Annotated in this window: 11 protein-coding genes and 2 pseudogenes; 7 read left to right on the forward strand and 6 right to left on the reverse strand. The window is 68.4% G+C overall.

Features of this window, described 5'->3' with window-relative positions; genetic code table 11:
* Positions 1-30: 30 nt before the first annotated feature.
* A complete protein-coding gene (locus E4N62_RS43640) occupies positions 31-735 on the reverse strand; it encodes a reverse transcriptase domain-containing protein (RefSeq protein ID WP_230223777.1) in 705 nt (234 codons plus the stop codon).
* Positions 736-1,436: 701 nt separating this feature from the next.
* Complete coding sequence (locus E4N62_RS43645; protein WP_230223778.1) at positions 1,437-1,886, reverse strand: transposase; 450 nt, start codon at positions 1,884-1,886, stop codon at positions 1,437-1,439.
* Between the two features lie 663 nt (positions 1,887-2,549).
* On the opposite strand from E4N62_RS43645, the gene E4N62_RS43650 reads away from it, so the two are divergent.
* The 5 genes and pseudogenes from E4N62_RS43650 (at position 2,550) to E4N62_RS43665 (ending at position 6,573) form a co-directional block, all read left to right on the forward strand.
* A complete protein-coding gene (locus E4N62_RS43650) occupies positions 2,550-3,824 on the forward strand; it encodes an IS110 family transposase (protein ID WP_230214436.1) in 1,275 nt (424 codons plus the stop codon).
* Positions 3,825-4,098: 274 nt separating this feature from the next.
* A pseudogene (locus tag E4N62_RS43655) lies at positions 4,099-5,511 on the forward strand (NF041680 family putative transposase).
* A gap of 66 nt (positions 5,512-5,577) precedes the next feature.
* The gene (locus E4N62_RS49075) at positions 5,578-5,895 is read left to right on the forward strand and encodes a cupin domain-containing protein (protein WP_308186281.1); all 318 of its coding nucleotides are present in this window, start codon (positions 5,578-5,580) and stop codon (positions 5,893-5,895) included.
* The gene (locus E4N62_RS49080; protein WP_308186282.1) at positions 5,874-6,146 is read left to right on the forward strand and encodes a helix-turn-helix transcriptional regulator; all 273 of its coding nucleotides are present in this window, start codon (positions 5,874-5,876) and stop codon (positions 6,144-6,146) included. The genes E4N62_RS49075 and E4N62_RS49080 overlap by 22 nt, the downstream gene beginning before the upstream one ends.
* A gap of 40 nt (positions 6,147-6,186) precedes the next feature.
* A complete protein-coding gene (locus E4N62_RS43665) occupies positions 6,187-6,573 on the forward strand; it encodes a barstar family protein (RefSeq protein WP_230223779.1) in 387 nt (128 codons plus the stop codon).
* Positions 6,574-8,062: 1,489 nt separating this feature from the next.
* Here E4N62_RS43665 and E4N62_RS43670 read toward each other — a convergent pair.
* From E4N62_RS43670 to E4N62_RS43685, 4 genes and pseudogenes are all read right to left on the reverse strand, one after another.
* The gene (locus E4N62_RS43670; RefSeq protein WP_230223781.1) at positions 8,063-8,668 is read right to left on the reverse strand and encodes a dihydrofolate reductase family protein; all 606 of its coding nucleotides are present in this window, start codon (positions 8,666-8,668) and stop codon (positions 8,063-8,065) included.
* A gap of 525 nt (positions 8,669-9,193) precedes the next feature.
* Positions 9,194-9,490, reverse strand: a pseudogene (locus E4N62_RS43675) (integrase core domain-containing protein); the annotation flags it as partial.
* Between the two features lie 216 nt (positions 9,491-9,706).
* Entirely contained in the window at positions 9,707-9,931 is a 225-nt protein-coding gene (locus E4N62_RS43680; RefSeq protein WP_230223783.1) for a helix-turn-helix transcriptional regulator, read from the reverse strand.
* Entirely contained in the window at positions 9,931-10,551 is a 621-nt protein-coding gene (locus tag E4N62_RS43685; protein ID WP_230223785.1) for a DUF2975 domain-containing protein, read from the reverse strand. The genes E4N62_RS43680 and E4N62_RS43685 overlap by 1 nt, the downstream gene beginning before the upstream one ends.
* A gap of 354 nt (positions 10,552-10,905) precedes the next feature.
* On the opposite strand from E4N62_RS43685, the gene E4N62_RS43690 reads away from it, so the two are divergent.
* A complete protein-coding gene (locus tag E4N62_RS43690) occupies positions 10,906-11,397 on the forward strand; it encodes a hypothetical protein (protein ID WP_230223786.1) in 492 nt (163 codons plus the stop codon).
* A gap of 631 nt (positions 11,398-12,028) precedes the next feature.
* Positions 12,029-12,325 carry a transposase family protein gene (locus tag E4N62_RS49085; RefSeq protein WP_230224213.1) on the forward strand — a complete coding sequence of 99 codons (297 nt, stop codon included), beginning with the start codon at positions 12,029-12,031 and terminating at the stop codon, positions 12,323-12,325.
* The last annotated feature ends 51 nt before the right edge of the window (positions 12,326-12,376 follow it).

Consider the following 12,376-nt stretch of genomic DNA (forward strand, 5'->3'; position numbering starts at 1 on the left):
GCGGGGCCAGGACCTCGCCGATCTCCGTTCTCAGCGCCTCGACGTGGTGGCGTTCGCCCCTGACGAGCACGACGAAGTCGTCCGCGTAGCGCACGATCCGCCAGTTCGGCAGGTTCTTGGCCACCCGCGTGAAGCGTCGCGAGTCGCTGGACATCGTCCCGCCTGGCTTCCACGGCCCACATCGTGCTCATCGAGCGCGGACAGCGCGATGTTGGCCAGCAGCGGAGAGGATCCCGCCTTGCGGGTGCCGGTCTCGGATGGCTCCATTGTCCCGGTCTCCCGCAGGATTCCGGCCTTCAGGAACGCCTTGACCAGGGCGAGCACGCGCTTGTCCTTGACTCGGGAACGCACCCGGTCCATGAGGGCCGTGTGGTCGATCGAGTCGAAGCACGCCTCGATGTCCGCGTCCAGGACCTGGCGGTAGCCTTGGGTGCCCCAGAAGTGGATCTCGGCGATCGCGTCGTGCGCCCTCCGGTTGGGGCGGAACCCGTAGGAGACCGGCGTGAAGTCAGCCTCAAAGATGGGTTCCAGCACCAGTTTCAGCGTCGCCTGGACTACGCGGTCGGCCACGGTCGGGATGCCGAGACTCCTCAGTTTCCCGCCGTGCTTGGGGATCATCCGCTCGCGTACCGGCAGCGGGCGGAACGTCCGCTGCCGAAGCTGCTCGCGCAGCTGGTCCAGGAACACCTCCACGCCCACCTGCTCGGCGATGGTGCGGGCCGTGGCCCGGTCCACGCCGCGGTGCGGGCACCTGTTGCCGCGACCCGGTCCCACGCACGTGCGAGGAACCTGCGGTCGCATACCAGGTGGTACAGATCATCGAAGCGGCAGCCGGGATCGGCCGCCGCCCAGCGGTGCAGCTTGGTCTGCATCTCCCGTACCTGCAGCGGCCGCACCACCGGCGTCGCGCTGCACGGCCGGAGTCTCCACTCCGGCGTCTTCGGGCATTGCAGTCCCCTTCCACTCGTTACCTGCTGCCGCCCTTCGCCATGTACGCGGCTTTCCCGCGCTCGGACTACGGCGGCTCCGCCCATCCCGGACCGTTCGGCCCGGGTGGACCCAGCCCGGATGTCCGCGCCGGATGCGCGGCGCGGCCCGGGACGGTTCCATTCCCTTTCACTGTGATCGCTTGTCGGAGGCGCCCGGCTATACCCGGCGGCATCGCCACGGCTACGCCGCAGTCCTTCACCGTGGCCTTGCGCGGCGGCGAACGAGACCTCCGCGCAAGTCGCCTGCCCGAGCAGATGGCAGACGCGCACCGCACCCAGCCCAGATCCGTCAGGTTCGAGCTGGTGGGAATTCGTTACGAGGCTTCACACACCGGTTCCTCTCGTACACCTCTCCGTCATGCTCGCCGGGCACACGGCCATCTGACGGTCCTGGCCCCGCCCCGGCTTTGTCAGGGCTGCTTCCCGCCCTCCCCGGCACCTCCCGGATCAGGCTGCCCTCAGCTTCAACCCCACTGCTGCGACAGCAGGTTGGTGCAGGTCTTTCACCTCCACTCGATCAACAAGCGCCTCACGGCGCACCCGCTCGACGATCCACCGCTTGGGCAGCACCACGAAGCCGCGCATGTCGTCGCTGCGCTTGACGATCGCCAGGACCAGCGCGAACGTGGCCAGGCAGTACTCGACGAGGCCGCCGGTGTAGCCGCCGTCGGCCCAGACCAGCTCCAACTGGTGGTGGGCGTCGGCGACTTGCCGCAGCAGGACCTGCGCGGCGGCGCGATCACCGGTGTCCGCTGCGGTGACCATCACACCCAGCAGCAGGCCGAGCGTGTCGACCACGACGTGCCGCTTGCGCCCGTTGACCAGCTTCCCGCCGTCGAAGCCACGGCTGTCCGCACCGACGGCGACGTCCGCCTTGACCGACTGCGAATCGATCACACCCGCACTCGGCTCCAATCACACGTCGGTGCAGCCGAGTTGAACTCCACCGGCGCGAGCGCGTACAACTGCGGCAACAGGGTCTCCTGGATCTCGGTCGGCTTCGCAACCCCGAGCTACCAAGAGGCCCTAATCCGTTGCTAAGGGCGTTCCGAGGAAGCGGTTGGCTCCCGGGATGTTCGAGTGCCGGACCGTGACACCTCGTGGCTGCCGGGCGGGCAACGCCTCGCTTTAGACAGCGTGCGCGGTCCTGGTGCTCATGGTGGTGGCGGTCGCGTGGGCGCCGTATGGATGCCCCAAGAGGCCCTGGCGTGTGATGCCTCAAGGCAGAGCGGCGACATGCGGTGCAGCGGGGCCGCCACCACCGTCGACGGGCGCTGGTGCTCGTCGGCACTGGACGGACGCCTGTGCGGTCTGGGCCTTGATGCCTCCAGCCAGAGCGGCGCCGTCCAGGGCCGTCGAGCGTCAACACCGATTCTTGATCACTCGTTGGTGTTGGTGGTGCGAGCCTGCCGCACGGTGACCTCTTGATACGCCCGAGCCGTCCGAGCTCCCGCGCAGACCGAGGCCCGTGGGGTGCACTGGTGCCACGAACGGCTAGTGAGGTGGAGGCACATCCGCAGGACGGTTGATGCCTGGGATTAGGTCGCTCGCGTGGCCCGCATGCGCTCGTCACCAGCGCAAACACCTGCACATCGGGGAGGGACAACCTTGATCTACTGCGGAATCGACTGGGCGGAACGAACCCACGACGTCGCCCTGGTAAACGATGCCGGGGCGCTGGTGGCCAAGCGGCACATCACCGACGACGCGGCCGGCTACAAACTGCTGCTGGACCTGCTCGCCGAGCACGGCGACACCGAGGAGAACCCGATCCCCGTGGCGATCGAGACCTCCCGCGGCCTGCTGGTTGCCGTGCTGCGAACCGGCAAACGCAAGGTGTTCGCGATCAACCCGCTGGCCGCCGCCCGCTACCGCGACCGGCACTCCGTCTCCCGCAAGAAGTCCGACCCCGGCGACGCACTCGTGCTCGCGAACATCCTGCGCACCGACATGCACGCCCACCGGCCGCTGCCGGGCGACTCCGAACTCGGACGCGCTATCGCCGTCCTGGCCCGCGCCCAGCAGGACGCGCTGTGGAACCGACAACAGATCGCCAACCAGCTCCGCTCCCTGCTGCGCGAGTACTACCCCGCCGCCCTGGAAGCCTTCGCCACCTGGACCAACGGCCTGTGCCGCCCCGAAGCCCGCGAACTCCTCAAGGCCGCACCGACTCCCTCCCGGGCCGCGCGGCTGACCCGCACCCAGCTCCAGGCCGCCCTTAAACGAGCAGGCCGCAAGCGCGGCATCGAGGCTGAGGCCGACCGCGTCCGCGAGGTCTTCCGCGCCGAGTGGGCCCACCAGCCGCCGCTGGTCGAGAACGCGCTCGGCAAGCAGATGCTCGCCCTCCTTCTCCAGCTGGAAGCCGCCTGCACCGCCGCCGACCAGCTCGCCGAGGCGGTGGAAGAGGCGTTCCCTCAGCATCCGGACGCTGAGATCCTGCTGAGCTTCCCCGGGCTCGGTATCCAGCTCGCCGCCCGGATCCTGGCTGAGATCGGGGACGACCACAGCCGCTTCGCCGACGCCCGCGGCCTGAAGGCATACGCCGGCTCCTCGCCCATCACCAGGGCCTCCGGCAAGAAGTCGTCCATCACACGGCGGTGGGTGAAGAACGACCGGCTCAATCACGCCGGCTACCTCTGGGCCTTCGCCTCACTCCGGACATCCGCCGGAGCCAACGCCCACTGCCGGCGACGACGCGAGCACGGCGACTGGCACGCCGCCGCCCAGCGCAACCTCTTCAACCGCATGATCGGCCAGCTCTACCACTGCCTACAACACCGCCAGCTGTTCGACGAACACACCGCGTTCCCCACCGAACTCGCCGCCGCAGCTTGACGCGTTGGCATCGTGAGGTGTCTGTTCTCATGCACGCGACCGACTGCGGTCACCCGATCGAGACTCCCGTTCGACGCACACCACTCAAGATCGGAACGACAACAGCCACTGAGCTTGGTGTTTAACCTCGGCCGTTCACCTGACCTGCTGATCTTGGCTCGTTCCCGAGACAGCAGGGCGGCCGTTCTTCACGCTTCGAGGTGTCGAGCAACGTCGCGTGAAGGAACGGCCGCTGGTGAAGAGTCTCGCCGCTGAACAGTCCGCTGACGCCGCGTTGGGTGTCCTGTCCCACTTTCGTGTCGAGTTCTACGACTGCCTCTACACCCGGGCGGATGCGCTCTTCGAGCTCACCGACGCGGTGCTGTGCTCGGACGGCCCGGTCACCTCGCTGGTCGAGTTGACGCTCACGGCCGAGCACCGGCGCGGGCACGGAGCAATGTACGACGCCGTCAACCACGGCTGGCTGGAACCGCGCCGCCTGCGCAGGCTGCTGGCCTCCACGCCGCTGCCGCGAGCCGCCGACGGGCGGATCGTGCTCGCGGTGGACGTGAGCAACTGGCTGCGACCCGACGCCCCCACCAGCCCGGAGTTGCTGTTCTGCCACGTCTACGGGCGGGGTCGCAGTGCGGATCAGTTCATCCCCGGCTGGCCCTACTCCTTCGTCGCCGCACTGGAGACGGGACGCACGTCCTGGACTGCCGTGCTGGACGCGATGCGGCTCGGGCCGGCCGACGATGCCACCGCGGTGACCGCCACCCAGCTGCGGGAGGTGGTCACCCGGCTGGTGCATGCCGGGCAGTGGCGGCCGGGCGACGCGGACATCCTCGTCGTCATGGACACCGGCTACGACGTCACCCGCCTCGCCTACGTCCTGGCCGACCTGCCCGTCGAGCTGATCGGCCGGCTCCGCTCGGACCGCGTCATGCTCCGGGACGCCGGCCCACGCCGCTCCACCCCACGCGGCGGACAGCCCCGCAAGCACGGCGGCGTCCTCACCTTCTCCAAGCCGGAGTCCTGGCACACCCCTGAACAGGCCACGACGTGCGACACCACCCGCTACGGCCAGGCCGAAGCCCTCGCCTGGGACCGGATGCACCCCCCGCTTGCAGGCCCGTGGCCCCTGGCTCGACCACTGCGGTGAACTCCCTTTAATCCACGGCACGTTGATCCGGCTGAAGGTCGGGCACCTGCCCGGCGACCGCGACCCCAAGCCGGTGTGGCTGTGGTCCTCACGCACCGGAATGACCGGACAGGACGTCGACCTGCGGTGGCAGGCGTTCCTCCGCAGATTCGATCTTGAACACACCTTCCGGCTGTTCAAACAGACCCTGGGCTGGACCGTCCCCAAGGTCCGCGATCCACACACGGCCGACCTGTGGACCTGGCTGATCATCGCCGCCCACACCCAACTCCGCCTCGCCCGGCCCTCGCCGAGGACCTCCGCCGACCCTGGGAACGGCCTGCCGAGCCGCGCCGACTTACCCCCGCCCGGGTCCGCCGGGGGTTTCGCCACCTCCGCGTGAAGACAGCCCGTCCCGCCGACGTGCCCAGACCCTCCAAGCCCGGCCCCGGACGCCCACCCGGCTCGAAGAACCGCAGGCCAGCCCCGCGTCACGAGCCGGGGAAGACCGTGAAACGAATCGAAACCCTCACCGAACACGTCCGCCTGAAACAGCAGCGAGGTTAATGATCAAGCTGAGACGATCCATGGTCGAAAGCCTCTACTTGATGTCTAGGCGTCTACGCTGAAGACATGGACGCCGTCTCGGAGCTCTTGGCAGAGGTACGGGCGCGCGGCGCCGTCTTCCGGCAGACGATCATGCGACCACCCTGGGCCCTGCGGATGGCCAGCGGCGCCCCGCTGACGCTCGCCACGATGGTGCGCGGCCGGGTGTGGATCGTGCCCGACCAGCACGAGCCGGTGCCGATCGGTGTTGGCGACATCGCCGTCATCCGCGGCGACGCGCCCTACGCGGTGGCCGACGCCCCCCCAGACCGAACCCTCGCTGGTGGTGACCAGCGCCGACTACCGTCCACCCGTGGACGGTGGTGCATCTGGCGGCCGAGGTAGGGGTATCGCGGGCGGCGCTCGCCAGGCGGTTCACCACCCTGGTCGGCGAACCACCGATGTCCTACCTCGCGGACTGGCGGATCACCTTGGCTGCGGACATGCTCCGGGAGACCGACGACACGGTGGGCACGATCGCAAGGAAGGTGGGTTACGCCAACGCCTTCGCTCTGAGCGTGGCCTTCAAACGACTGCGCGGCACACGTCCCAGTGATCACCGGAACTCGGAATCAGCGCAATGGCGGGCCGGATGAAGCCGTTGCTCTCCACGAAGCCGCACGTATCCTGCGGGCTGTGACCGCGACATACGTGCTGGACGGCACCCGGATCAGGACGCTGGAAGACTTCTGGCGAGTCATCGGCGAGACGATCAACGGCCCCGATGGCTACTTCGGCAGGAACCTCGACGCTTTCGCCGACTGCCTCAGCGGCGGATTCGGAACGCCCGACGACGGTGACTACGTGGTCGAGTGGCGGGACCACCAGGCGTCTCGCGAGCACTTGAGCTACCCAGAGACTGCTCGGCAGTTGGAGATCCGCCTTTCGCGCTGCCACCCCACGAACCGCCCAGCGGTCAGTGCCGAGCTGGCCGCGGCGCGTGAGGAGCGGGGGTCAACCGTCTTCGACTGGTTGATCGGCATCTTCGAAGAACGGGCCCCTGGTGTCCTGAGACTCCGGTGACGCTGGAGGCCTGTCTCCTCGCCACCTGCGCTGCGGCCTCCGTCGACGCCGGCCAACTCTCCAGCCTCAGGCCTGTGTAGTGGACCTGAAGGACGCTTGGCAGCCCGCGCGTCCGAGAATCGCTCCGAGAAGTTGACGGCGTGCCGTGCGATTCATGGCCGAGGCTGCGCCCTGCAACAGTGTTCGCGCGTGCGTGTCCCTCCAGAGGGTTGTTCCCCACCCGTGGTTGACGCCGTGGTCCGGCCATGAGCGAAGCGCCAGAGCCCATGCCCGGAAAGCGTGGGCGACGTGACCGGGCGGCAACCGGTACTGGACTTCGAACTCTGCGATCTGCCGGTTCGTCGCAGCGGACAGACCAGGGATGACGTGTCGACTGCCGCCGCTCCTGCGACGGGGCTGACAGGCTCTGATCTCGCCCGGTCACCGGCGAGGCATGGTCACTCCTCCTTCATGCACGTGCCTACCCTGAGGGCGGTGTCCAGAACAGCCTGGCGTTGGCCGCGGTCTCGGGTTGGCTGCGGGGGAGTCGGGTCACGAACAAGGCTGACCATGCGCGACATCGCCGCCCGCACGGCGTCCACTCGGACGGCACCGCCGGCCCGGACCAGCTCAGCGACGAGTGCGCGGCCGTGGTCGAGAGGTCGGTCGGCGAGCACGGAGGCGTCGCGGCCGACGATCTCACAGGCCGAATGTCCGGTCAGCGCTTGCGCCTCGGACTCCACATGCTGATCCGACCCGCGGGATCGATCACTGCGACAGCCAAGCCGTCCTCGAGCACCTTCGGGCCCTGCACGTGAGGCTGCGCACCGTACACACCTTGCGGATCGTGCGGAACCGGCACCTCCATCACCTACCGCCGTTTTGGCACAGCAGCTTCTTGGTGCGCCGATGACACGTACTCGGCCGTACTCGGCCCGCTTCGGCACCAGCGCAGGCTATGTGCCTCGCTTCCGATTTCCCTGGGAGAAGCGCGAAGTGCCACTCGGTGGAGTGATGAGCAGCAGGCACGGGCGCAGTGACAGCCTGGCGATCATAAATCAGCCGGCCGTAAGGGCCGACCGGCAGGGCTGCCATCAGCCGATTCGACGGCCGTTGGGGTGCGACCAGGGCTGTCTGTCGGCCGGGTGGGGTCGTGACGTCAGGGACGTTGCGGATCTGGGCTGCTTGTCGACCGGGCGAAACTCCTACTCCGACTGACGATCAAGATCGCGAGCAGGCCGAAAGCGGTGAACGGGTTCGTGGATGTGCCGAGCCCCGGCGATGGCGGGGAGGTCACTGGAGTGGTGGATGCACGCACCCGGAATGTCAGGGACCACGAGACGCTGCCCAAGCACTCCGCAGCGATGCTCACACTCACTGGAACCTTGTCTCCGTCAGTCCCGCCACGACCTGGCCCCGGCATCCTGGTGTTGGCCGTTCACCCCTGTCAGGTCCTGCTCCGTGCCCGCCGCCGGTCTGGCGGTCGTCCAGACCGGCGGACGAGGCGACGTCACGCAGGGGCGCCGAGCGGCGGGTGCTCGAGCACGCGGGGCCGGTACTCGACCAGTTGGATGCGGCCGTCGAAGGTGCGGTGCTCGATCATCTCGAGGGCGACGTCCGGGTAGCCGTCGTAGATGCGTTCTGCGCCCGTGGCCCCGGTGATCACCGGGAACATCACGACCCGGAAGCGGTCGACGAGTCCGGCTCGCAGCAGGGACCGGCACAGGCTGAGGCTGCCGATCGTGCTGAGGAGCCTCGTGCCGTCCGACTTCATGGCGCGCACCGCCTCGACGGCGTCGTCGCGGACGAGTGTGGAGTTGGCCCACGTCAGTGGCTCCTCGAGGGAGGAGGAGAAGACCACCTTGGACGCTTGCGTGAGTTCGTCGACGGACGCCTCCTCTTCGGGCCTGAACTCGTCTTGGCCCTCCGGGACCTCGCCTGCGGCGAAGCCCGACATCAGGCGGTAGGTGTTCGCCCCCATCAGGTAGGTGGCCTCGGGCTGCTCGCCGAGCCAGGCGAGGTACTCCGGCCCCTCCAGGCCCCAGAACCCGGGCCACCCCTCTCCCGATGCGTAGCCGTCGAGGGAGGTGATGAAGTCGACGAGAAGTTCCGACATGGCGGTTTCCCTTCCTGGGCTGTCACGAGCTTGGACCGGCCGGGAGCCACAAACTCATCGGCCACGCTGTGGATTGACGAGAAAACTCTTTACGCCGCAGCCGATCAGGTCGGCGGAGCGGTCGAAGTTGACGGGCTCGAACTGGTCCAGGTCGACGGAGCCGGTGATATCGATGGTCTGTGGCGGCTCGGCGCGACCTCTCCCAGCCCGTCGGGCTCCACGAGCGGGCCCCACGGCGAAGGGGGGCCTGGATGCCCTGGCAGGAGAGATCGGTTCCGCGCGACGGCGGGGCCGCGCCGTGTGCTGGTTCGCCGCGAGAGCGGGGTGGCCGCGGTCGATCCTTCCGTCAGCCCACTGCCTGCTGCCTGCCGCCTTCGGCTCCCAGGTCCCAGGTCCCAGGTCCCAGGTGACGATAGCCCTGTGGAACCGCCCGCAGGGATAGCCCTCGCGGCTGGCCTCTCCGCCCCACCATGCGCCCCCATTTCGCCGGCGGCGGCTGCCCGTTCTGGAGAGCGATGCCGTGGGCTAGTTGTATTGACCCGCAGGGTTGTTTACGCGGGTGATGGGTGGCTGGCCGCCGAGTGCGGCGTGGCAGCGGTGGTGGTTGTAGGTGTGTAGGAAGTCTGCCAGGGCTGCGGTGCGTTCGGTGTTGCTGGTGTAGGGCCGCAGGTGGGCCCATTCGTCGAGCAGGGTGCGGTTGAAGCGTTCGGCCTTGCCGTTGGTGTGTGGCCGGTAGGCGCGGGTGAGTTTGCCGGTCGCGCCGAGGTCGGCCAGTGCCTGGCGCCAGGCGAAGCTCTTGCGGTAGGGCCAGGCGTTGTCGGTTGGCCCGTTGGCTGCGCGATTCGGCAATGAGCCCGTTTCATCCTGACGTCGCTGGTCGCGGGGCTGGTGTGGGTGCGGTGGCCGGTGCTCGTGCAGGTCGTGCGCGGTTGCTGAGCATCGTGATCGTCTGACAACGAGCCCCGATGGATTCCGTGGTCCGGCTGGCGACGTGCGCGACGGATCGATACCCCGCTGTTCAGGTCTTGCGGGACGGGGTCAGTCTTTGCGGATGCTGAGCAGGTCTCCGGGTTGGCAGTTCAGTTCGCGGCAGATCGCGGTGAGGGTGGAGAAGCGGATCGCCTTCGCCCTGTCGTTCTTGAGGATGGAGAGGTTGACCACGGTCACCCCGACCCTGGCCGCCAGTTCGGACAGGGTCATGCCGCGCTGGGCCAGCAGTCGGTCCAGGTGGACCTGGACCCGGTGTTCCTCTTCTGGAGGCATCAGACCAACCCCTCGGTATCGGCGCGCAGCTTCGTTCCGCGCCGGAAGACTTCTCCCAGCGCCAGGATGAGGAAGGCCAGTAGCACGTACTCGCCGGTGAAGGTGACTGAGAACGGAACCTGCTCGGCCATGGGGGTACCGGTCACTAGTATTTCTGTGGTGAGCGCTGGCAGCACCGGGGCGAGGAGGGCCTGCACCAGCACCGCGAGTCCTATGACGCTCAGGCGTCGCGCGTTCACAGGCACGAAGACGTCGCCGCCGCGCAGGGTCCGGGCCATCTTGAAAAGGAGGGCCAGGATGAGGAACAGGAGCAGGCTGCCGACGACTTCCGGCAAGGCGAGCAGCAGGCGCTGACCCAGGTCGGGGTCGGCGAAGACGAGATCCGCCCAGTGGGTGCCGGTGAGGGTCATACCGTGCCCCGTCACCGCATCAGTCACGATTCCCGGTACCCGGGTCGCTGTCGCGGCCTCAACCTCGCGGGTGTCCGTCGGATCTATCAGACCGGCCACTCCGAGGGCCGGAAGCAGTACCCCGAAGACGCCGACCAACAGAGCAGCCAGGCCCAGAGCTGCCTCCAGCAGCCGACTGTCGGTCTGGCTCCACCAGGACTTGGCACCCATGAGTTCCCCTTACCCACTACACGCGTATCGTTTATCGATATTATCGATAAACGATACGCCGCCTGTCAAGTAGAGGTACCTGCACAGCGAGCCTGTTCACCTGAAAATGCCGGCCACGGCTGGAGTGAAGATCCGCTCGGGCTGTAGATCATCCGTCAGCGGGCGATCTCAAGGTTCGCGAGGACGAGCAGGGCCCGCAGGAGCATGGTCACCGTGCCGGGCATGGAGATTGACAAGCTCGTGCTGCTCGCAGACGTAATCGTTAGCAGGTGCTGGCTTGCCACGAGCCGGTTCGCGGGTTCTGGGGTGGTCCGGCCGAGGCGTCTCGTAGGTTCCGCAACGGGAGGGAAGCGCATGGTGGACGTGCTGACGTGGACGATCGAGCGGCGGATGCGACTGACTGAGCGGGCCGAGCTGCTGCGCAAGGAGCTGGCGGAGACTGACGCCGAGCTGGGTCGGCTGGAGGCGGCCGAGGTGGTGTTCGGGCAGTGGGCCGAGGCGGCGGACGGAGGACGGCGGCCGTCGGGCATCGTGGAGCCGGAGCCGGAGCCGGAGCCGGAGCCGGAGCCGGAGCCGGAGCCGGAGCCGGAGCCGGAGCCGGAGCCGGAGCCGGAGCCGGTGGTGACGCCCGGGGCGGGCGGGATGTGGCTGATCCCAGACCGCGAGGAAGGCATGGGGGTGGAGGTGCTCACGCCGGAGTACCGGCGGATCATGGAGATCGTCGCGAAGGCGTCGGGGCCGGTGACGGCCAAGGACGTCGCGCTCGCGCTGGGTCGGGAGAACACCCGGCAAAGGTCGAGCCGGTCCGCGGCCAGTTGCGCAAGCTGTCCGACCGGGGCTGGCTGACCCGGACGGGCTCGGGACGGTACCTGCCGCGTTGATTGCCGACTGGGGCAGAGCGGCCAGTTCCGGCCGTAACATGGGAGCCCCCAGCGGGAGTTGGCGTTCATGTGAAGAAACAGCCGCCCGCCGAGGGCTCTCCCGGTGTTGTCTACCAGGTCCGGCTTCCTGTGTCGAAGCGGACCATTGATCTCGTCGCCGGCCTGATACGACGGCGCCGCAAGCAGCTGGGCACGCGCTGGCGCAAGGCAGCTCCGGGCACGCAGGCGATCGTCGTGCTGGCCGTCCTGCGCCACGACCAGCACCTGGCCGACATGGCCGACGGCAACGCCGTCTCGGCCGCCACCGTCCGTCGCTGGGTCTTGGAAGTCCTCGACCTGCTCGCCGCCCGGGCCCCGCGCCTGGACCGCGCCCTGAAGAAGATCGCCCGTCGGCGCGGTGCGGTGGTCCTCCTGGACGGCACCCTCGTGCGCACCCGCCGCCGCACCGGGGCGGCCAACCGCGAGAACTACAGCGGGAAACACAAGGCCCATGGCCTGCTCTTCCTCGCGCAGACCGACGAGAAGGGGAACCCGATCCGGACTCCTCCGCCCGCCCTGGCCGGGCCGGCGAGATCACCGCCGCCCGCCACGACCACATCACCAGGCATCTGCGCGAGGCTGGCCTCGGCGCCCTGGCCGACCTCGGCCTCGACGACGGCCTCGACGATGCTCCAGTCATCATCACGGGCCGCAAGGCGACCCGCTCCCACCGCCTCACCGACGCCGAGAAGGAGGCGAACCGGCTGGTCAGCCGCGAACGCGCAGCCGTCGAGCACGGCTTCGCGAACCTGAAGACCTGGCGCATCCTGTCCAAGGTCCGCATGAACGCCCATCACGCCACCACGCTGCTACGGGCCCTGCTCGTTCTGGCGAACAGCGAAGTCCAGCGGTGACAGACGATCACCCGACGGCGATCACTCCGCCTGCCGGCACGAGGACCGCGT

The sequence above is a fragment of the Streptomyces sp. MNU76 genome, from assembly GCF_020982545.1.
Classification (GTDB): Bacteria; Actinomycetota; Actinomycetes; order Streptomycetales; family Streptomycetaceae; genus Streptomyces.

What these genes read in the sequence shown, in the direction of transcription:
- E4N62_RS43650 (WP_230214436.1), top strand. Translation starts at nt 2,550, where the DNA reads ATGCGCTCGTCACCAGCGCAAACACCTGCACATCGGGGAGGGACAACC.
- E4N62_RS43680 (WP_230223783.1), bottom strand. Translation starts at nt 9,931, where the DNA reads ATGCCTCCAGAAGAGGAACACCGGGTCCAGGTCCACCTGGACCGACTG.
- E4N62_RS43670 (WP_230223781.1), bottom strand. Translation starts at nt 8,668, where the DNA reads ATGTCGGAACTTCTCGTCGACTTCATCACCTCCCTCGACGGCTACGCA.
- E4N62_RS49075 (WP_308186281.1), top strand. Translation starts at nt 5,578, where the DNA reads ATGGACGCCGTCTCGGAGCTCTTGGCAGAGGTACGGGCGCGCGGCGCC.
- E4N62_RS43685 (WP_230223785.1), bottom strand. Translation starts at nt 10,551, where the DNA reads ATGGGTGCCAAGTCCTGGTGGAGCCAGACCGACAGTCGGCTGCTGGAG.
- E4N62_RS43690 (WP_230223786.1), top strand. Translation starts at nt 10,906, where the DNA reads ATGGTGGACGTGCTGACGTGGACGATCGAGCGGCGGATGCGACTGACT.